Origin of the sequence: Mucilaginibacter paludis DSM 18603 (genome assembly GCF_000166195.2) — a bacterium.
GTDB classification, from domain to species: Bacteria; Bacteroidota; Bacteroidia; order Sphingobacteriales; family Sphingobacteriaceae; genus Mucilaginibacter; species Mucilaginibacter paludis.
The window spans coordinates 3,998,023-4,018,006 of sequence record NZ_CM001403.1 but is presented as its reverse complement, the minus strand read 5'-3'; the positions used below and the strand labels follow the sequence as shown (position 1 = coordinate 4,018,006).

16 protein-coding genes are annotated in these 19,984 nt (G+C 43.3%); 6 read left to right on the top strand and 10 right to left on the bottom strand.

The features are described 5' to 3' along the window. Positions 1 to 165 precede the first annotated feature (165 nt). Both MUCPA_RS17055 and MUCPA_RS17050 read right to left on the bottom strand, forming a co-directional pair. Positions 166 to 1,638: a M56 family metallopeptidase gene (locus MUCPA_RS17055; RefSeq protein WP_083839353.1), complete on the bottom strand. Its 1,473-nt coding sequence runs from the start codon at positions 1,636 to 1,638 to the stop codon at positions 166 to 168. 5 nt (positions 1,639 to 1,643) lie between these two features. Beyond that, the gene (locus MUCPA_RS17050; protein ID WP_008508060.1) at positions 1,644 to 2,018 is read right to left on the bottom strand and encodes a BlaI/MecI/CopY family transcriptional regulator; all 375 of its coding nucleotides are present in this window, start codon (positions 2,016 to 2,018) and stop codon (positions 1,644 to 1,646) included. Between the two features lie 235 nt (positions 2,019 to 2,253). Between MUCPA_RS17050 and MUCPA_RS17045 the strand changes: the two genes are divergently transcribed. Beyond that, positions 2,254 to 3,639, top strand: coding sequence for a M20/M25/M40 family metallo-hydrolase (locus tag MUCPA_RS17045; protein ID WP_008508058.1), 1,386 nt, complete (start codon positions 2,254 to 2,256; stop codon positions 3,637 to 3,639). An 18-nt stretch (positions 3,640 to 3,657) separates the two neighbouring features. Here the strand turns inward: MUCPA_RS17045 and MUCPA_RS17040 are convergent, their stop codons facing one another. Further along, positions 3,658 to 3,987 (bottom strand): ArsR family transcriptional regulator, encoded by a 330-nt coding sequence (locus MUCPA_RS17040; RefSeq protein WP_008508057.1) that lies wholly within the window; start codon positions 3,985 to 3,987, stop codon positions 3,658 to 3,660. 857 nt (positions 3,988 to 4,844) lie between these two features. On the opposite strand from MUCPA_RS17040, the gene MUCPA_RS17030 reads away from it, so the two are divergent. The 4 genes from MUCPA_RS17030 to MUCPA_RS17015 all read left to right on the top strand — a co-directional run bounded on the left by MUCPA_RS17030 (position 4,845) and on the right by MUCPA_RS17015 (position 8,041). Further along, complete coding sequence (locus MUCPA_RS17030; protein ID WP_008503961.1) at positions 4,845 to 5,168, top strand: hypothetical protein; 324 nt, start codon at positions 4,845 to 4,847, stop codon at positions 5,166 to 5,168. Then, entirely contained in the window at positions 5,165 to 6,067 is a 903-nt protein-coding gene (locus MUCPA_RS17025) for an IS3 family transposase (protein WP_008503962.1), read from the top strand. Before MUCPA_RS17030 ends, MUCPA_RS17025 begins: the two co-directional genes overlap by 4 nt. 356 nt (positions 6,068 to 6,423) lie before the next feature. Continuing rightward, entirely contained in the window at positions 6,424 to 6,996 is a 573-nt protein-coding gene (locus MUCPA_RS17020; RefSeq protein ID WP_008508055.1) for an RNA polymerase sigma factor, read from the top strand. A 154-nt stretch (positions 6,997 to 7,150) separates the two neighbouring features. Next, positions 7,151 to 8,041: a lysophospholipid acyltransferase family protein gene (locus tag MUCPA_RS17015; protein WP_008508054.1), complete on the top strand. Its 891-nt coding sequence runs from the start codon at positions 7,151 to 7,153 to the stop codon at positions 8,039 to 8,041. On the opposite strand, the gene MUCPA_RS17010 is transcribed toward MUCPA_RS17015, so the two are convergent. Beyond that, positions 8,038 to 8,694 carry a hypothetical protein gene (locus tag MUCPA_RS17010; protein ID WP_008508053.1) on the bottom strand — a complete coding sequence of 219 codons (657 nt, stop codon included), beginning with the start codon at positions 8,692 to 8,694 and terminating at the stop codon, positions 8,038 to 8,040. The genes MUCPA_RS17015 and MUCPA_RS17010 overlap by 4 nt on opposite strands. 264 nt (positions 8,695 to 8,958) lie before the next feature. Here MUCPA_RS17010 and MUCPA_RS17005 point away from each other — a divergent pair, with 264 nt between their 5' ends. Beyond that, positions 8,959 to 9,162 carry a hypothetical protein gene (locus MUCPA_RS17005; RefSeq protein ID WP_008508052.1) on the top strand — a complete coding sequence of 68 codons (204 nt, stop codon included), beginning with the start codon at positions 8,959 to 8,961 and terminating at the stop codon, positions 9,160 to 9,162. A gap of 99 nt (positions 9,163 to 9,261) precedes the next feature. On the opposite strand, the gene MUCPA_RS17000 is transcribed toward MUCPA_RS17005, so the two are convergent. The 6 genes from MUCPA_RS17000 to MUCPA_RS16975 form a co-directional block, all read right to left on the bottom strand. Further along, positions 9,262 to 11,526, bottom strand: coding sequence for a glycoside hydrolase family 3 N-terminal domain-containing protein (locus tag MUCPA_RS17000; RefSeq protein ID WP_008508050.1), 2,265 nt, complete (start codon positions 11,524 to 11,526; stop codon positions 9,262 to 9,264). An 82-nt stretch (positions 11,527 to 11,608) separates the two neighbouring features. Beyond that, complete coding sequence (locus tag MUCPA_RS16995) at positions 11,609 to 12,640, bottom strand: family 16 glycosylhydrolase (RefSeq protein WP_040626086.1); 1,032 nt, start codon at positions 12,638 to 12,640, stop codon at positions 11,609 to 11,611. Positions 12,641 to 12,680: 40 nt separating this feature from the next. Continuing rightward, positions 12,681 to 13,577 (bottom strand): hypothetical protein, encoded by an 897-nt coding sequence (locus MUCPA_RS16990; RefSeq protein WP_008508046.1) that lies wholly within the window; start codon positions 13,575 to 13,577, stop codon positions 12,681 to 12,683. An 18-nt stretch (positions 13,578 to 13,595) separates the two neighbouring features. After that, positions 13,596 to 15,212, bottom strand: coding sequence for a hypothetical protein (locus MUCPA_RS16985; RefSeq protein WP_157543932.1), 1,617 nt, complete (start codon positions 15,210 to 15,212; stop codon positions 13,596 to 13,598). Between the two features lie 21 nt (positions 15,213 to 15,233). Beyond that, on the bottom strand, positions 15,234 to 16,748 hold the full coding sequence (locus MUCPA_RS16980; RefSeq protein ID WP_008508044.1) for a RagB/SusD family nutrient uptake outer membrane protein: 1,515 nt from the start codon (positions 16,746 to 16,748) through the stop codon (positions 15,234 to 15,236). A gap of 23 nt (positions 16,749 to 16,771) precedes the next feature. Continuing rightward, positions 16,772 to 19,879, bottom strand: coding sequence for a SusC/RagA family TonB-linked outer membrane protein (locus tag MUCPA_RS16975; protein ID WP_008508043.1), 3,108 nt, complete (start codon positions 19,877 to 19,879; stop codon positions 16,772 to 16,774). Positions 19,880 to 19,984: the final 105 nt, after the last annotated feature.

Sequence of the window (19,984 nt, the reverse complement as noted above, 5' to 3'; positions counted from 1 at the left end):
AGGTAACCTTTTAGCTGGTACTTATAGGTATTACCTGATTCAAGCCTTTAAGCTTATCATATAAAATTACTTTTATTGCATTAATTATCAAAATTTAATTTACAAAAATATTTATTTCTTTAAAATATAGCGGTCTGAATTTTTGAAGAAAAGTTTTTGTTATAGCTAAAGGTTTTTCAGTCCCTTTGTTCTGATTATAATAGCCCCGTTTTGAATCGCATTTTCGCCAAACTGCCTGGCCGACTCACCTTTAAAAACACATATATTCTCAATATTTTCGGGCTTTATACTATTCATTTCTGCTTTGGTTAATGGCTTTCCGTCCAATAAAATAATTGGCTCGTGACTGGATATTACTTCTGCTGAAACATATTGCCGTGCTGCTCCGCCGGTGTTTAACGAATCTCTGCGGGCTTTGTAGGTCATTACCTTCTGCGAGCTGGTTTTAAAACGGGCCGGTACCGTATCCGAAGCTGGCGCAACACGAGCTTCTGCAGGCTGCCCACCTGCTACGGTCAATGTTTGTATACCGTTTTGGCTTCCCTCCCTTTCAACTTCCTGAATCACAGACTGGACCTGAGTTGTCTGGCTTTGCCCGGGCTTGGTTTGGCCATGCTGGAAATCCGGGTTTATTACAATTAAACCTTTAGTTTTTAAGATGCCTTTACTACTGCGCAACGCCTGTTTGCTTATTGAGGACCCGGCGATAGATACAGTACTTTCGCCACCGGATATCTGATGGCCAATCTGTCGGGCATTAATTGAAAAAGCCTGCTCGGTTTTCTTATTGATCACGCCGATCAATTTACTGTGGTTAATTGTTGCTGCTGAAAAAATAAGCATGATTGCAAAAAGCGGCGCCGATAAACCATATTTTAATAAGGCTCTTCGTTTTGAATCATCTTGGTTCAGCATCATAATCCGCTCTTTCAGCAGGCTATGGTTTAAAAAATTACTGGTGAGTTGGTGGGCATCCACCCCAAAGCTTTGACTTAATAGCATTAAGGCATAATCGGCCGTGGGTGTTCCGGCTTCTATGGCCTTCCTATCGGCAATAAATTCGTGCACGTGTTTAATAGCACGGCGATACAGGTACACTACCGGGTTAAACCAGTTGATGATCATCACCATCTCAATAAACAAAACATCGGCGGAGTGCCATTGCCGGGTGTGTACTTTTTCATGTTCAAAAATAGTGTGCCGGTTAGCCAGCTCTTCCGATACGTGTATTTTTTTAAAAAAAGAAAACGCCGGGGCATCTTGCGCATGGTGTCCAAGTTTTTTGAGCAACGATAACTGAAAAATCAATCTGATTGATAAAATAGCAGCGCCTGCTATATAAATGGCAATAAAAATATTCCCAAGGGTGATTACCGTATTTTCACCCGCTTTAACCTGGTATATCAATTGAGGATTAACAGCCGCATAAATGGTTTGATGTACCCTTTGGGTGATAAAAAGCCTGCGCAGCCACTCCGATTGAACGAGAGGAATAATAAAAGATAACAGCGATGATGCAATTAGATAGACCCGGTTTAGCTGGAAAAATGTTTCCCTTAGCAAAAGCGCTTTATAAAAGCCCCAAAATAGTGCAAGGTAAAGGTTTACCAACAGTAAATAGTGCCACCAGGTCATCATCCTGCTTATTTGTTTTTTAGTTTTTCAATCAGCTTTATAATTTCGTCGGCCTCTTTCAAATCAATTTTTTCCTTTTTAACAAAGTACGAAAACATATGCTTTACCGAATTATCAAAATAACCGTTCAGTAGTTTCTCTGTGGCAAAGTTCTGATATTCTTCTTTGCTGATGATTGGAAAATACTCGTGGCTCTTACCATAAGCTTTATGGCCGATAAAGCCCTTCGTTTCGAGTATCCTGATAATGGTTGAAACTGTATTATATGCCGGTTTGGGTTCAGGTAACTCATCAATTACATCTCTTACATACCCTTTTTTTAACTGCCATAGTATCTGCATCAGTTGCTCCTCGGCACGGGTCAGTTCTTTAATCTGCGTCATCATCACATGAAGTTAAAACTAATACATTAGTTTTACAAATTTAAATTAGCCAGTCGCCCAAATTTATTGTATCTCACAGGTTAAGATGGCCACCTATCGGTACTAAACCATTTTAGCGGGATAATCAACTTGCCTATCCCCTATTCTGTTAAATTCGTTAATAAGCGCATAAATTTATATTTTGTGCTTAATACACTTAGCTATCGAGCAATAAGGCACAATTTATTCCAGGCAAATGAAAAAGAACATCATACTTACAGTTTTACTTATTGCACTTGGTTTTTACGGCCAAGCCCAAACCACCACTATAAAACAAGACGCAGCAATAAAACAAATGGTTGACGAGGTATCGGGTAAAAACATTGAAGCTATTGTACGTAAACTGGTAAGCTTTAAAACCCGGCATACTTTAAGCGATACGACCAGCAAAACCGAGGGCATCGGCGCCGCGCGTAACTGGATTAAAACCGAGATGGAAAAATACGCAGCCGCATCTACCGGGAGGATGAATGTCCAGTTTGATAGTTTTATACAATCTGCCGGTGGCCGAGTTGATAAACCTACCCAGCTTAAAAATATACTTGCTATACTCAAAGGTACCGATCCAGCCGATAACCGGGTTTACATCGTTTCGGGACATTATGATTCGCGCGTTAATAACATTATGGATGCCAACTCTTTTGAGCCTGGCGCTGTTGATGATGCCTCGGGCACAGCCGTTTCGATGGAAATTGCGCGGGTAATGGCCAGCCACCAGTTTCCGGCAACTATTATATTTATGGCTGTAGCCGGTGAAGAGCAAGGGTTGAACGGATCGGCCCATGTTGCCCAACACGCCAAAGATGAAAATTGGAATGTGGATGCCATGCTGAACAATGATATTGTTGGCAATACGCACGGCATGGAGAACGACCTGAAGGATAATACCCATATCCGCGTTTTTAGCGAAGGCGTACCATCTGTTGACCTGGCTCCCGAAAAGGACACCTTAGCCACACGCCGTGCCAGCCTGGCCATCAGGAAGCTGGTTAATAACGGCGGCGAAAACGATAGCCCATCGCGCCAGTTGGCCCGCTATGTTAAAGAAACCGGCGAGCGTTATGTTGATCAGCTTGATGTAAAACTGATTTACCGCCGCGACCGCTTTTTACGCGGTGGCGATCATGTACCGTTTTTACAACAGGGTTTTGCCGCGGTAAGATTTACCGAAATGAATGAAGACTTTAACCGGCAGCATCAAACCGTACGTAAAGAGAATGGCGTAGAATATGGCGACTTGCCTGATTTTGCCGACTATAATTATATCCAGAAAGTGGCCCGGATGAATTTATCGGTATTGGCCAACCTGGCTTTGGCGCCCGGCCAACCTCAACATGTAACCGTACTAACCACCGAACTAACCAACAGAACAAAATTAAAATGGACCGCGCCAAAAGGTAATAAACCTGCAGGCTACTACATTTTAATGCGCGAAACCACAAGCCCCTACTGGGAAAAGAAATTTTACGTAACCGGCACCCAGGCTCCGCTTGAATATTCAAAGGATAATTATTTTTTTGCGGTGCAAGCCGTTGATGCCGACGGGCACGAGAGCCTGGCGGTATTTCCTAAACCAGAATAAGGTAGCGTTTGTATTACCTTATTCTGGTTTTACGCAGGATGTTTTGAAAAAATTAAACAAGGCCATAAACTCGTTTGATATCTTGATGAAAATAGCTTCATTAATACTGTAATAAATTTTACGGTTATAATGCTTCTCCTTAATTATCTTTAAAAGCACCATGGCCTTTAAATGCCTGTCGATAGTTACGGTGCCCAATTGCAACTCGGCAAAAACATCCGGCGCTACCCAAGTGCCATTGATGATCAAAATGCGGATAATGGCTATTCTAACGGGTATTGCCAGCGCCCTCGCAAAGTTGGATAGTTCGCTGTCGCTTTCTACTATAGTTAATTTTTCAAAGTTCATCTCTATGGTAATTTGTATCGCCTGGTTTTTATTTACAAGGCGAAATTTGAAATATCCGCGCTATGGTTAAAATCCAGCTCCTTACATTTTAGTTAATTAAACTACTCCTATTCGGCGCGGAATATACGCCGGCACAACTTTATAACGCAGGTAATTCACTATTCTGCGTTATGCCATAAAATAAAACGCACGGATTGAGCAGCCTACTTTAAGCAGCTTTAGTATTGTAGTAATGGAGGTAGGGAAGATTTCAAATTCGCCGGTTACCCAGAAATAGGATGAGATTAGAAAAACAGAGCGATTTAGATGTGAGAAAATAATAGAAAAAATGATGATCGGTTTGATGAAAGATTACAAACCAGATACCCAAAACAACAAAAACCGCAGGTACCGAAACAGATTTGTTGGTATTGGAAATTACGCGTGGCCGGGATAAAAATCTTCCTGAATCAGAATCGGAAGTTGATTTGGCTTTAACCATAGCAACTGAGCCTTTTTTATGGCTGAACGAAAACCCGTAATCAGCTTTCCGGCATTTTATAATGTAACTGCACGAAAAAATGAGATAGATAAAAGCAATGAGTAATACTAAAAAATTGTTAAGGACATTTTTATTGGCCATACCCACGGAATCGACAGAACGTAGTTAAAGGTTTTAATCGCAAACTTCATTTATCAGTGTTAACCTATTGAGTTATTAATATTATCAATTTGTTAACAAACGCTAAACCGCCAGCGCGCCCGGTTTGCAAACCAAATTAGCTGCGCACAAATTTACCGAAATGGTTTCCGCGTTATCAAATTGACTCGTCCGGTGTCTAGTCCTGAAATAGGTTTACACATTAAATAAACCAAAAATGGAATATAAAAATGTGTCAGCAATCCTTTATGATCATAATGAAGGAGGATTAGGTTACCGTATATTAGCAGCGAAGTACGGAATAAGCCGTGATCAAGTACATCGTATTGTGATGTCAAAACATAATAAGCCAAAAAAAGCCAGAGAAATAGTCCGGGTGGTGAAGGAAGAATTACCGATACCTGATGACATAAATCTACTGAAAAAGGAATTACGCGAGGCGCGGCTAAAGATCGAGTTGCAGGATTTTATGCTCGATATATCCAGTAAGGAGCTCGGCATCGACCTGCGAAAAAAACATGGCACCAGGCAGTCCAAATGAAAATGCAAAGTTGCCCACGCGGTCTTCGTGGGTTTTGCAGACTGCTTGGTCATTCACCGCAGGCGTACTATCAGCACCAGAAATTGTCAGGCAAAAAATCGCTTGAGGAGGACCTGCTTATCCAGCAAGTACTCTATCACCGTACTTTTCAGCCTCGGCTTGGATGCCGGAAACTGCATGTGATGATGGAACCATTTATGGAAGGTCATGACATGTATATATGCAGGGATCTGCTTTTTGACTTGTTGCGGGAAAATGATTTACTGATTGTAAAGAGAAGGCGCAGTCAGCCCCAAACAACAGATTCCAATCACTGGATGAAGAAATATCCCGACCTTATAAAGGACATCAGGTTAAGCCGCGCAGATGAGTTATGGGTAAGTGATATTACCTACATACGTCTGAGAAAGAAGAAGTTCGCTTACCTGAGCCTGATAACGGATGCTTATAGCCGTAAGATTGTTGGCTTCTGTATGCATATTGATTTGTCGGCAGAGGGGCCGCTGACAGCCTTGGAAATGGCGTTAAAAGGGAGGGCAAGCGATAAGCCATTAATACATCATTCCGATCGTGGCTCACAATACTGTAGCGACGGCTATGTAACCTTATTAAAATCTAATACTATCAATATCAGCATGACCCAAAGCGGCAACCCCAAAGACAACGCTATTGCAGAAAGAGTGAACGGGATACTTAAACAGGAGCTGCTTGAAGATGCTTATTCGAATAGTAATCAAGCGCAGTGTTCGGCAAAAATAGCCATCGATATTTACAACCGGATGAGGCCGCACAGCAGCGTGGATATGATGACACCGGAAAAGGCGCACACGCAAACCGGCCCGATCAAGCGCCGGTGGAGAAATCTGCTTAACCATCCGACAGCAAAAGTGATGGCATAGCTTTTAAACAAAAAGAAAGGAGATAACAAAAAGAAAAAAAGAAGCAAAAAAAGAAAAACGTGTTGGAATATGGAAAACTGAAGGAGTTTCCCACATTCCAACACTACAAGCAAACAACAACAGTTATTCTTTATCTTTATAAAACTGTAAACCCATTACAGGACTAAAATAAAGTGTAAACTTGAAACAGGATTAATCAGTAAAATGTGTAAACCTTTTTCAGGACGTGACACGGTAGTGTACGATGGCTGTACGGTATCGAACAGTTTAAAAATCAAGCGCAAATCAAATACCTCACAATCAGAACATTAAAAAAATGGTATTAGTATTGGCATGCCTTGTAAAACATTACAGACATGATTACTACCGCTAACAACCGTTTAAAAACCATTTGGGAAGGATGTTTAACTAACGACAGGAAATGCCAGGAGTTATTATACAAGTTACTTAGCCCAGGTATGATGGCCGTATGCCTCCGGTATGCCACTGATAAGGATGAGGCCCAGGATATATTGCAGGAAGGATTTATCAAAGTATTTAAAAACATGAATAACTACCGTGGTGAAGGAAGCCTTGAAGGATGGATCCGCCGTATTATGGTGCATGCCGCCATATCACGTTACCGTAAACTGAAGCCGATGGTTTTGGTTGAAGACTTTACCGCCGACGAAAGCGCCTGGCTAAGCCGGTCGTATAATGAGCATGGCCTCGAAGTTCAGGATTTGATGAACCTCATACACAAACTGCCTAAAAACTATCGTTCTGTTTTTAATTTGTACGCTATCGAGGGGTACTCACACCAGGAAATAGGCCAGTCGCTCGGCATGAGCGAATTACTATCACGCACAACCCTGCACCGGGCCCGCGGCATTTTAAAAGATATGATTGGCAGCATTACAACACGGGAAGAGCACTGCCTGGCGGGCTAACCCTACGCCATTATGTAGCATTACTGATTCGCCGGCCTGAAGCCGCCAGTTCAGTGTTTCAATCCAGTTTATAAAATTAATTATGACGATAAAATTATTGTAGATTTTATTTTTTTTAATTGCTTGCAACATCTTACAAATCAAATTAAAAAGGATGAAGCGAGTGTTTTCTATATTGCTATTAGCATTGCTTTTCCTGCTCTCTATATCGCCTTTCTGGCTGCTGTACATTATTGCCGATGTACTTTATATCGTACTTTACTATATTGTTAATTATCGGCGCAAGGTTGTTGATCTCAATTTATTGAATGCCTTTCCTGAAAAATCAGCTAAAGAACGCGCATTGATCAGAAAAAAGTACTTCCGTTATTTAGCCGATTTGGTTGTAGAAACCGTAAAGCTGCTCACCATATCACACAGGCAAATAGCGAAAAGAGTTTTTGCGCCAAACCCGGAGTTAATTCAGGAAATCTTCAACAAAGGGCAAAGCGTTATCGGCATACTGGGCCATTACGGAAACTGGGAGATGAACGGGCTTAGATTTAGCCAACTGTATGATGAGCAGCGGGTAATTGTTTATAAGCCAATGTCGAACATTTACTTTGACACTGCTTTTATCAGGATGCGGTCAAGGTTTGGCGCTACACTGGTAAGCATGAAAAACACCGCGCGTAAACTGGTAGAATACCGCAATGAGCGCTCGGTAACGGTACTGGTGGGCGACCAAACACCGGCCAGATCGGAGATACAATATTTCACCAATTTTTTAAATCAGCCAACCGCTGTGTTTTTAGGTGTGGAAAAACTGGCCAAGCTAACCAACACCGCCGTAGTATTTTGCGATATCAGGAGGGTGAAACGCGGCTATTACCAATGCGCCTTTATACCGCTATACCTTGAACCCAAACTATCCGCCATACACGAAATCACCAACGCACATGTGCAATATCTTGAACAACGGATAAGGCAGGAGCTCCAGTATTGGCTATGGTCGCACAGGAGGTGGAAGTTTAAACCTGAAGATATTACCGAAAACGGGTATTAATCGGTTGGTGTAATAGGGTGTTTGTAAAACTTTAAAGTTTTAATTGCAGTTAATAATTCCTGTTGTTTTTCTTTACTCAGGTTATAGCTGTTTAGCTGAAATCTGTCTTTATCACTGCCCGCTACCCATAAGCTATCGAAATATACGCCGGTGGTACCTTGACCAGCCTTTTTTGCAATAACCAGCTTAGCCTTATGGTTGTTTATCGTTGTATATTTAACATCGCTAAGCCTAAGCTTCTGCAAGTTAGTACTATCTGCTTTCCCATAATAAAGCCAAACAGCGGTACCCTTCTTCTCCCTCGTCGCACCAGTGGTATCGGCAATGTAAACATCCCCTTTTTCAATCATATAACGGTCGCACTCTTTATCTTCGTCCAGGCTGTTAGAATACCATCCAAAATCGAAAGAAATTACGGTAGAAGAGTCTATATGAATCTCTCCTGTAAATGAATCTATTGATTTCGTAGCCACAGGTTGCCAGCTTACGGGCACTTCTATCGTGAAATAACCGTAGTTAAGCAGTTTGGTGCCATCGGCCCATTCGCCGGGCGGACTTTGATGACACGCCACAAATAAGCATGCCACGGTTACTATAATGGGGCATAGCCTCACAGCGTAAATACCAACGGCCATTGGGGCGAACAACCTCATCACTTATTTGCCTGTTTTAGCAAGGCTTTCTCTAAAGCCCATACACGTTCGTTTTGCTGTTTAGTCATTTTGGTCTGTTATACCTTTTTATGCTTTTCACTAAAATAGAAAGTTAACGCTTCCATCTAAAACAAGAAATGTTGTTTTTATCCTTAACTCGTTGCATTTATACGTAACTTAGCCGTTGCCAAACCAAGGGTAAATTTAAAAAATCATTGCATAGTATTTTCAACAATTGCGTTAACCTGTTGTTGTTTTATCAATATGACCGAACGCCAAATATACAAAGCCCTAAAGCTCATCCAAAAGAGGACCATGAAGCCAGAGAAACTTAAACGAATTTGTGAAAAACTTATTGATTTAGGCTTGGCCGGCCCGGTTGATTCGGCGGGTACGGAAAATGTGGAACTTACTATAAAAGGCAAGATATTTATTTGGGACTATGAGAACTGGAAGCTCACGTCGTAGTTCTAAAAAAGCCCTTCCATTGTTATTCCCTCCGATGTTATTAAATCCGGGGAACTGCCCCAAGTAAATCCGGGCTTGTTTATCGTCTTTACATCTTATTTATTTTAAAAGTTCAAAATCATCTGATAGCCTGATGTCGTTTGATGCGCTGCCGATCATCACATCAAACATACCTGGCTCGGTGCCCCATTGCATGCTTTGATTATAGAAGCAAAGTTTTTGTTTATCAATAACGAAGCTTACCGTTTTGCTTTCAGAAGGCATTAATTTTATTTTTTTGAAATCTTTGAGTTCCTTAACGGGGCGGGTTACACTTGCCACCCTATTACGTAAGTACAGTTGCACTACTTCTTCGCCGGTATATTTCCCGCTATTGGTTATGGTGAACGAACAGGTTATGGTTTGCGTATTGTTGATTTTTTTCGAACTCAATTTCAAGTCGCTGTACTTAAAATGAGTATAGCTCAACCCGTAGCCAAAAGCAAAGCGAGGCGTATTCAGCTCGTCGATATAGGCCGATTTGTAGGCCACATCATTTACATCTACTAAGGGTCTTCCTGTATTTTTTGAGGCATAATACACAGGGATCTGTCCCTCTGAGCGCGGGAAAGTTATGGGTAGCTTTGCCGAAGGATTATAATCGCCAAACAGTACATCTGCCATGGCATTGCCGCCCTCAACGCCCAGCCACCAGGTAAATAATATAGCCGGCACATGGTCGGCGGTCCAATTAAAAATTAGCGGCCTTCCGCCCATTACCAATACTACCGTAGGTTTACCGGTTGCCTGTATGGCTTTTACCAACTCCTCTTGCACCCCGGGCAAGTGGATGTTTGCACGACTTTTAGCTTCGCCGCTCATATTGTAAGCTTCGCCAATGGCCATTACAACCACATCGGCATTCTGGGCAACCCGCGCAGCTTCGGCAAAACCGGCGCGCGAAGTATCATTGACGTTGCAGCCCTTTGCATACCATACATTCTTTTTATCCCCAACTTTAGCTTGTATACCTTCAAACAACGATACCGGCTCGCTTTCGTCTGCAATTCCCCAGGGCAAGGCCCAAAAGCCGTTCATATCTTTTTTGGCTTTTGCCAAGGGGCCTATTACAGCTATCGACTTCGCGTTGCGCGACAAGGGCAAAAGTTCACCTTCGTTCTTCAAAAGTACAATGCTTTTCTGGGCCATCATTTTGGCTACCTCATGGTTTCGGGGCGAGTTAACAATTTCCTTCTCGCGTTTTTCATCGCTAAAGCGGTAAGGATCATCAAATAAACCCAATTCAAATTTTTTAGTGAGCACGCGCCTCACCGCATCATCCACCAAAGTGATGGATACCTTCCCGCTCCTTACCAGTTGGGGCAAGTATTCGATATAGCTGCGCCCTTCCATATCCATATCAGAGCCTGCGTTGAGCGCAACCCGGGCGGCTTCGTTTTTATCCTTAACAAAGCCATGGTTCACCATTTCGGCTATCGAACCCCAATCGCTAACTACAAAACCCTTAAAGCCCCACTTCCCTTTCAGTACTTTGCGCTGTAGGTAGCTATTACCAGTTGCCGGTATGCCATTCAGTTCGTTAAACGAGTTCATAAAGGTGGCAGCCCCTGCATCCAAAGCGGCTTTAAACGGAGGGAGATAAACCTCCCAAAGCATACGGTCGCTCATGTCAACAGCATTGTAATCGCGCCCGGCAATGGCCGCCCCGTAAGCGGCAAAGTGCTTGGCACAGGCCATAACCGCATCTAAACTACCCAAGCCATCGCCCTGGAAACCTTTTACGCGAGCTATCGCTATTTGCGACCCAAGGTAAGGGTCTTCCCCTGCGCCTTCCATTACCCTGCCCCAACGCGGGTCGCGGCTGATGTCCACCATGGGGGCAAACGTCCAGTGTATGCCCGAAGCAGCAGCCTCGGTAGCGGCAATACGGGCCGATAAACGGATGGCATCCATATCCCAGCTGGCCGCTTCGGCCAATGGTATTGGAAAAGTGGTGCGATAACCGTGTATCACATCTTCGCCAAAAAGCAAAGGTATTTTAAGGCGCGATTGCATGGCTGCCTGCTGGTAAATACGAGTATCAACAGCTCCGTTCACCTTTAATATCGATCCAACCCTGCCTTGCTTTATCTCATCTACCATGTTACCCGTATTGCTGATGGGCCCGGTGGCATTTTTATAACTGGCATACTGGTTTAGCTGGCCAATCTTTTCTTCGAGGGTCATTTTAGCAAGCAGGTTATTAACCTTTTGTGCAATGCCTGCAGCCGATGGTTTATTTTGCGCAGGCAGACTAAGCCCCAGGAACAGTGAAAGTGCTGTTAATAACAAGCAGCGGTTAGTGTGTTTATTGGTAAAAAGCATTTGATTGATAGCGTAATAACATACCCTGCCAAATTAGGGCAGGATATGCTGAGTAAGGAAAAAAAGGCCGGATGGCCTGTGCTTATTTATAAACTCTGATATAGTCTACCTCCATAGTGGCACTATTGAAAGCAGGGTCAACCGAACCACCAAAAGTACCGCCGATAGCCAGGTTCATGATGAAGAAAAAATCATGATTGAACGGGATACCTGATGAATTGGCAACCGTTTGGAACAGCTGGTTATCTACGTAGATTTTTATTGCCGATGGCGACCAATCCAAAGAGTATACATGGAAAGCGGTTGTGGCATTACTAATGATAAGGGTGTTACCATTACCGTTAGCGCCCGAGTGCCCCGGGTAATGAAGCGTTCCGTATATTTTATTGGAATTGGCGCCATTTGCTTCCATAATATCCATTTCGCCACAGGCAGGCCAGCCAGCGGTATCAATATTGCTGCCCAGCATCCACAGAGCAGGCCATGGCCCTTGCCCGGATGGTAGCTTAGCCCTGATATCAATATGCCCATAAGTGAAGGCGTACTTGTTTTTTGAAAGCAACTTTGCAGAGGTATATGCACTGCCGCTATAATTTTCTTTTAAAGCCACAATTTTTAGCGTACCACCCTGCACATAAGCGTTTTGCGCCCGGTTGGTATAATACTCCAATTCCGAGTTTCCCCATCCGCCAGATCCGGTGCCAATATCGTAGCCCCATTTGTTCGGGTCGGGAGCGCCATCTACATTAAACTCGTCCGACCAAACCAGACTTACCTTAATAGCCACCGTTACGTTAGTGTTTGCAGACAGGGTTTGCCCTGATGCACTTTTTGCTACAACGTTAATGGTATAAGTTCCGGCAGCGGTATACTTATACGTAGTACTTCCGGAAGGCACCGTTTGTATAACTCCGTTGCCGAAATCAATATCATAAGTTGTAGCATTGCTCGCCTTGGCGGTAATGCTTACATTGCCGCTGCTATCTTGGGCCGCAACAGCGTTAACCGTTAGGTTGGTTGGTGGCAGGGCCGAGTTATCGCTACTTGAACTCGCTTTACTACAGGCCATTAAAAAGAGGCTCAGCAAGATGCATCCTCTGGCAAAATTCCTCATGGTGTTGTGATATATATTAAAGTTGAGCATAAAACTTTTGTTATTTGGCTTTTAATATCTGATACCAGGCGTTTCCGTCGCTGCCTATATTCCGGAGTACCATTACCGTAGTACTCAGCGAGATGATCTCGTAAGTGCTGCCGCCGGTACCAAAGTTTACAAGGCCGTTACCGGGAACATTAAACTGCACGCCTGTTGAATTAGATGTGCTTGACCCGCTGTTGGCGCCCGAGAAACCAAGTGTTTTAGTGCCCCCGGTATTAACTACATAACATCCGTCGCCGCCTGACTGTCCGTAAAAAGCCGTAGAAGCACCGGTTAAAAATGATGAATTAAGATTATTATCTATCATTGATATGGTGTTGGCATTTACCTGGGTAAAGGTAATGGTACCCGCATAAGCGCAAGAGGGTTTTTCGTTAGGTGCGGCTTTATACCAATCGGGCGTGAAACTTGTTATTGGGCCTACGCCAAAATGGCCCACGGTATCTTTAGCCACCATCCAATTTTTAGACGAACCATTGGTTAACAAGGCTATGATATTCGTTGGTATCTGGTATTTGTACAAAACCTTGATTTGCTTGCTTAGCGTAGCTGTTGCCCCGCCTGTGCCGATAGCATTTGCGGTAACCGTATAAGTATTGGTATCCAGCTTGGTATACTTATAACTGATTTGCCCCGATGATGTTAACACAGAATCGCCGTTGCCCAAAAATATTTTGTAAGTAATAGCATTCGCGGCCGAAACACTGATCAAAACATTACCCGAGCCATCGCCTGTGGGGTTAGCGGTATTAGCTCCCTGTATGGTGGGCGTTAAGCTAAGATTGGTAGGCGCAGCTATACTGCCAAACGAATATTTAGCTTTTGTACATGCAGTTATCGCTACGGTGGCGATAACTGCAAATAATATGATATACTTTAAATTCTTTTCCATGATTTAATTTTAAATGATTTATAAAAATGTCACGCTATCCCAATAGAATACAGAACCGCTACCGGCATTCCCAAAATCAAAGAATATGGAAGCCTTATCATAGTGATACGAATAGTTTACTGCCGTTGTTCCTGATGCCTGGTTACTAAAATCGAATGTTAAGGTTTCCCACTGGTTGGCTACAGTAGTCAACGCTTCCGTTTCTACCGATTTACTGCCGTCGGTATGGTCTTCTATCTTTAATCTGATGTGCAGGCCCGCAGCAGGCGAATATACTTTAACACTCATTTTGGTATGTGAAGCCGATACAGGTATCATTGACGAGAAGCCAAGTGCTGTACCAATAGTGGTACCGGCCCATACCTGCGCCCCTGATGTTTTAATCGATTTGATAACATGGTTACTGCTGTTTACCGGATCGGTAACTAAGGCTGAAGTGTTGCCACCAAAATCAGTAACGGTATAGTCAACAGTAGCGTCATCAAAAGTAGTTGGCAAACTAATTTGGGATAAAGATGGCGGCGCCATCATCAGGTTATCAAAATAGAAGGTTGAGCCTGTTCCGTTATTGCCAAAATCAAAGAAGATAGAAGCCAGATCGTAAGTATTGGAGGCCGACCAGGCAGCTGTACCCGAGGCGGGTTTACTAAAATCGAAAGTAAGGGTTTCCCATTGGTTGGCTACAGTGCTTTTTACGTCCGTTTCTACCGAAAGGCCGTTATTTGCATTGGCGTGATTATCCAGTTTCAGCTTAATATCCAGGCCCGCAGCTGGCGAGTATACCATAACAGTCATTTTTAGATTAGCCGCATTTAAAGGTATTACCGAAGCAAAACCTGCCGCCGTGCCTATTGTAGTGCCAGCCCATGTTTGTGCACCCGCTGTTTTTATCGATTTCATGACATGGTTAGCGGCATTTTGGGGATCAATAGCTAACGACGATGCATTGCCTCCAAAATCAGACATGGTATAATTGGCATTGGCATCTTCAAAAGTAACCGGCAGGTTTATTTGTTTAGATACCTTAATGGTGTCCAGATGCTGTGTAGTAGCCGCGCCTCCACTTAAAGCAATCACTTTAACAATATACGTACCGGCGCTAACATAATTATGGGTTATGGTTACACCTGGCAGCATATTGGTTGATGGTATGGGTGTGATGTTGGTTGAATCGCCAAAGTATACTTTGAAGAGCGTAGCATATTTAGCTGTTGCCGAAACGTTAACAGTTAAATTACTGGTGCTCACTTTGGTTGCCAGGTTTTGCGGTGCTAAAAACGATACCACTAAAGGCTGGGTAATAGTTAATGTACCGCCCTTCATATCGTGCCCTACTATTTTTACCTGGTAATTGCCTTCGGCATAGGTATGGGTAATACTTTGCCCCGAAGGGACAGAAGCCGGCGACACCGTAGCATCGCCATAGTAAACATCATAAGTTACCGCGCCTGTACCATTAGGGGTAATGGTTACTAAGCCTGTATTGTCGTGCGTAATGTTAAACATCACCGAAACATTACTTATCGGCGTTGCCGATGTTACAAACGACGTATCGGTAAACTGCTCCCTTTTACAGCCCGCTATGATAACTAAAGGAAGTAAGAGCAGCGAAAGATATTTTAATATTTTCATCATGATTGAGTTTAAGGATAAATACTAATAATTAGGATTTTGGGTTAAACCCGAAACATTAACCTCCTGTTGCGGTATAGGGAACAGCTCGTTCTTACCTGCCTTAAAAGCCGGCAATACTGTTGCCGCCTGCCCTGTGCGCACCAGGTCGAAAAAGCGATCGCCTTCCATAGCCAATTCTAATCTGCGTTCGTTTAAAATGGCGGTGTACAAGGCCGAACCTGTAGCGGTAACATCATGGCTGGCATCGCTTACCTGGAATGCCCGGCGACGTACCATGTTTAAATAAAGCTGTGCTTTTGAATCGTTTGAACTTGCACTTTTGTTGTAAGCTTCCGCTGCCATCAGTAAAACATCGGCATAACGGATAATTCTGTAATTATTGAGGTAGTTTAACTCTTGCTGGCCGCTGGTTTCGCCTTTGCGTGGCAGATACTTTTGGTTGTACAAGCCAGTGTTTTTGTATGGCGCAACCTGGTACGTAATATTGAACGAGGGGTTAGCCGCTTTATAAGCCTCAATATCAAGTACAGTAACGGCTTTGCGCTGATCACCAGCCGAATAAGCGGCGGCCAGGTTTTGTGTAGGCAGGTTAGTGCTCCATCCGGCGGCATAAGGCATTGCCGATGATCCGTTCAGGTTGCGAACACCGCATTGCTGTACAGCATAGTTGCCCTGGCCCTGTAACACGTTTGACCACTGGTAATATGGCGAAGCATTGGTGTATTGAATTTCGAAAACCGATTCGGAGCCATTCTCTCCCGATGCCAAAAATATCGAAGCAAAATTATTCACCAAAACAAAGGAGTTTGAGTTGATTACATTTTGTAATACGGTAGCAGCCTGGTCAAACTTCTTTTCGTACAAATAAACTTTGCCTAACAGGGCCTGGGCAGCATATTTGGTAATACGGCCGGCTTGTACCTGCACCGTAGGCAATACGGATATGGCATTATTCAGGTCGGCCTCTATTTGCTGGTAAACCAATGATTTTGCCGCTCGCGACAATTTGCCCGAGCTTGAAATATCCAGGCGCTTATCGGTAAACAAGGGCACATCGCCAAACATTTTAACCAGGGTAAAATAATAATAGGCCCTTAAAAAGTATACCTCGCCATACAGGGCATCTTTACCTGGAAAATTCACCGCCGTGCCCGATGGGTTAGCCGCCTTGTACTGGGTTAAATAATTAGCTCTGTTAATACCCTCGTAAGCATATTGAAATATATTGGCAAGGGTTCCGTTTACAGGATTTACGGTAAAATCATCTATCTGCTGAAAATCAAGCACATCCGAGGCACTTTCGCCACCAGCCACCGCATTATCCGAGGCGATTTCTCCAATAGGCACAACCTGATTTAGCCATTGCAAAGGCGTATACACACTCACTTCCATGGTACGATAGTCCGCCTCGGTTTGCAGGTAATCCAGTGCGGTTACCTGGTACGAATCGTGCGGGTTATAGTCAACAAACTTTTGGCATGATGTTGTAATAGCTATCAAACTAAAAACACTAACCATTTTTAAATATCTTTTCATTTTAATTGCTGATTTAAGGATGATTAAAATTTTAAGTCGAGGCCGAATGAATAAGTTCTGGCTTGCGGATAGGCACCATAATCTACACCCGAGTTAAGGATACCACCCGATATCTCGGGATCGTAACCGGTATACTTGGTAAAGGTGTAAGCATTTTTTACCTGTGCATAAACGCGGATGCTGTTAAACACATTCCGGGCAAACGATTTAGGAAAAGTATAGCCCAACTGCAGGTTCTTGATCTTCACAAACGAACCATCCTCAACAAACCTGTCGGATACGCGGGCGTTGTTATTTACGTCGGTAAAAGTATAACGCGGCGTTTTGGCATCATTGGTAGATCCGGGCCCGGTCCAGCGGCCCAAAACATTCCTTACATTGTTGGTAAAATTGGCATTACGCAGGTAGGCGATGTATATATCGTTACCAACAGAGGCATAAACAAACGAGGTAAAATCGAAATTTTTGTAAGCCAGGTTAAGGTTCCAACCCATGGTGAATTTAGGGAAAGGGTCGCCTATTTTAGTTTGGTCTTTACTGTCAATCACCCCATCGCCATTGATGTCTTTAAACTTGATATCGCCGGGCTGAGCACCGGGCTGCGATGGTGAGCTTGCTATTTGTGCTGCGGTTTGGAACAGGCCATCGGTTTTGTAGCCATAAAAATATCCGGGAGTTTGATTATATTCAAACACGGTTACCGACTGCGATTGACCATTAAAATAATACCCGCCAATATATTTAGCTGTATTATCGGAGTTAGTTGCTGTTACTAAGTTTTTTGATGTGGTAAAGGTTAAAGAAGTATTGATCCTGAAATCTTTCCCGTACTTATCATTATATCCCAGGGTAGCATCAAAGCCCTTGCTGGTTGTTGTACCTATATTGGCCAATGGCGCAGGTACCGTACCCAGGTATAAGGATTGCGATGGTGTGAACAATAAGCCGTTTACGTTTTTCCGGAAGTAATCTGCCGTTAACGAGAACTTGTTTTTATAAACATTGATATCAAAACCGGCATCAAATTGTTTTTGTACTTCCCAGGCCAGATTGGGATTGGCCTGCGAGCCAATGGTTGAACCCGGTGTAAACACGTTACCAAAATTGTATCCGTTGCTATTCCCAATGTTGTTGTATGGGCCGCCTGTTATAATACTTGATGTTTGCGGGCTGGTGTTACCATCGTTACCCGTTGTACCGTAGCTGGCCCTTAACTTTAAGAAATTGACAAAGTTGGAGTGGAAGAAGTTTTCCTGCGATACCACCCATCCCAATGAGCCTGCAAAAAAGTTACCGAACTTATTATCGGCACCGAAAGCGTAAGAGCCATCCCTCCGTGCACTAAACGATAACAGGTATTTCTCTTTATAGTCATAATTGATGCGGCTAAAGTAGGAGATATTTTTTGCCTGATACTCATAATAACTCCCGGTTTGCGCATTGGTATTGGTGGCTGTATTTACGCCTGTTGCGGCGGTATAATCGGCAAAGGTCCACGAGTTAAAGGGTACATCCTGCCGGCTTACGCTGGTTTGGTTACCGGTGTTCTCTAAAAAGGTAATACCTAAAACAGTTTCAAAATGGTGGTCAACCTTGTAGTTGAAGTTGTAATTAGCAAATGACTCCCATCTCCAGTTAAAGTTACTACTCTTGGTAGACGAAACAGAGTTATGGTCGCCGGTAACGGTGGTGCCATCGGCGTTCATTGTATTATCCACGTTTAACGGACCATAAAAAACGAGCGGGTTGAATGATTTTGCGTTTGAATTATAATCGGTATAACCGAAACGGGTAGTTACCTTCAGGTTCTTCAGCACATCATACTGGAATTCAAATTTGCCATAAATTTTATTGCCCAGGTTTTTATTATACGTGTTGGCCAGTGCCGTTAAAGGGTTATGAACCTCTTGCAGGATGTGGTTACTGAAACCAAAATCGCCCACCGTATTAGGCACATTATTGAACACCGGAACTGTGGGATCAAAGTTCAGCGCGCTGCCTATAATACTGTTGAATGAATTTTCTGCAACACCTTTTGTGTTTAGGATAACTCCCGTTGTGTTGAGCACAAATTTTAATTTAGGTGTTAGCTGAAAGTTGAGGTTGGCTGTAAAATTACCCCGCTGATAATTGGATTTATCAATACCACCCACAATACCTGCCTGATCGGTATAGCTCGCTGACAGGAAATAAGACAACTTATCAGAACCTCCGCTTGCCGACAATGAATGAGATTGCAAAGGCGCTTTTTTAAATATCTGGTCCTGCCAGTTGGTACCTACGCCCAACGATGATAAATTTGGAAAAAGAATAGGCCCGCCAGATGTGGTACTACCTTCGTTTTTTATTGCAGCATATTCAGACGCGTTCAATACGTCAATTGTTTTGGCTACTTCCTGTATGCCATAATTGCCGCTCAAACTAAACTGAGTTTTTGAGTTATTTTTACCAGTTTTGGTGGTAATTACAATTACACCATTGCCGCCTTTAACACCATAAATTGCAGTGGTAGCGGCATCTTTTAGTACGGTGATAGATTCTACATCTGATGGGCTTAAGGAGTTAAAGTCAACCAATGCTTGCTGAACACCATCAATAACCACCAATGGGTCTGACCCGGCGTAAGAAGGGATACCCCTTATTAATACAGTTGGTGTAGTACCCGGCGATCCGCTCTGGATGATGTTCACCCCCGAGGCACGGCCTTGTATGGCATCTTCAACGCGTACAGCATTTACCTTTTCAATGTCGGCGCTTTTGATCACATCAACCGCGCCCGATACCTTTGAAGCTTTTTGCGTACCATAGCCTACAACCACCACATCGTTCAGGGTTTTAATGTCGTCCTGCATTACCACGTCAATATCAGTACGGCTGTTAACGGGTATACTCTGTGTGGTGTACCCAATAAATGAAAATATTAATGTTGCATCTGCAGAGGCCCTGATTGTATATTTTCCGTTTGCGTCTGTTGATGCGGCTAATGCAGCACCTTTAACCTTGACGGTAACACCGGGAAGCGATTGCCCGCTTTTATCGGTAACTCTGCCTGTTATTTTTACACCCTGTGCAAAAATTAACGAACTTTCAAAAAGCAAAAGCAGAATTAATAAAGTAAATTTTCTTCTCATTGATACTTGATTTAAATAGGTTTTAATAATTGATTATGGCAGCAAGCGTTGCCAAATAGCATGTCTAAACAAAAAACACCATGGAGCCTAACCATAGGCCTTCAA

Bases quoted from the DNA above. Each gene is read 5' to 3' on its own strand.
- MUCPA_RS17005 (WP_008508052.1), top strand. From the start codon at position 8,959: ATGACCGAACGCCAAATATACAAAGCCCTAAAGCTCATCCAAAAGAGG.
- MUCPA_RS17020 (WP_008508055.1), top strand. From the start codon at position 6,424: ATGATTACTACCGCTAACAACCGTTTAAAAACCATTTGGGAAGGATGT.
- MUCPA_RS17045 (WP_008508058.1), top strand. From the start codon at position 2,254: ATGAAAAAGAACATCATACTTACAGTTTTACTTATTGCACTTGGTTTT.
- MUCPA_RS16990 (WP_008508046.1), bottom strand. From the start codon at position 13,577: ATGGAAAAGAATTTAAAGTATATCATATTATTTGCAGTTATCGCCACC.
- MUCPA_RS17010 (WP_008508053.1), bottom strand. From the start codon at position 8,694: ATGAGGTTGTTCGCCCCAATGGCCGTTGGTATTTACGCTGTGAGGCTA.
- MUCPA_RS17055 (WP_083839353.1), bottom strand. From the start codon at position 1,638: ATGATGACCTGGTGGCACTATTTACTGTTGGTAAACCTTTACCTTGCA.
- MUCPA_RS16980 (WP_008508044.1), bottom strand. From the start codon at position 16,748: ATGAAAAGATATTTAAAAATGGTTAGTGTTTTTAGTTTGATAGCTATT.
- MUCPA_RS16975 (WP_008508043.1), bottom strand. From the start codon at position 19,879: ATGAGAAGAAAATTTACTTTATTAATTCTGCTTTTGCTTTTTGAAAGT.
- MUCPA_RS17030 (WP_008503961.1), top strand. From the start codon at position 4,845: ATGGAATATAAAAATGTGTCAGCAATCCTTTATGATCATAATGAAGGA.
- MUCPA_RS17015 (WP_008508054.1), top strand. From the start codon at position 7,151: ATGAAGCGAGTGTTTTCTATATTGCTATTAGCATTGCTTTTCCTGCTC.
- MUCPA_RS17025 (WP_008503962.1), top strand. From the start codon at position 5,165: ATGAAAATGCAAAGTTGCCCACGCGGTCTTCGTGGGTTTTGCAGACTG.
- MUCPA_RS17000 (WP_008508050.1), bottom strand. From the start codon at position 11,526: ATGCTTTTTACCAATAAACACACTAACCGCTGCTTGTTATTAACAGCA.
- MUCPA_RS17040 (WP_008508057.1), bottom strand. From the start codon at position 3,987: ATGAACTTTGAAAAATTAACTATAGTAGAAAGCGACAGCGAACTATCC.
- MUCPA_RS17050 (WP_008508060.1), bottom strand. From the start codon at position 2,018: ATGACGCAGATTAAAGAACTGACCCGTGCCGAGGAGCAACTGATGCAG.
- MUCPA_RS16985 (WP_157543932.1), bottom strand. From the start codon at position 15,212: ATGATGAAAATATTAAAATATCTTTCGCTGCTCTTACTTCCTTTAGTT.
- MUCPA_RS16995 (WP_040626086.1), bottom strand. From the start codon at position 12,640: ATGAGGAATTTTGCCAGAGGATGCATCTTGCTGAGCCTCTTTTTAATG.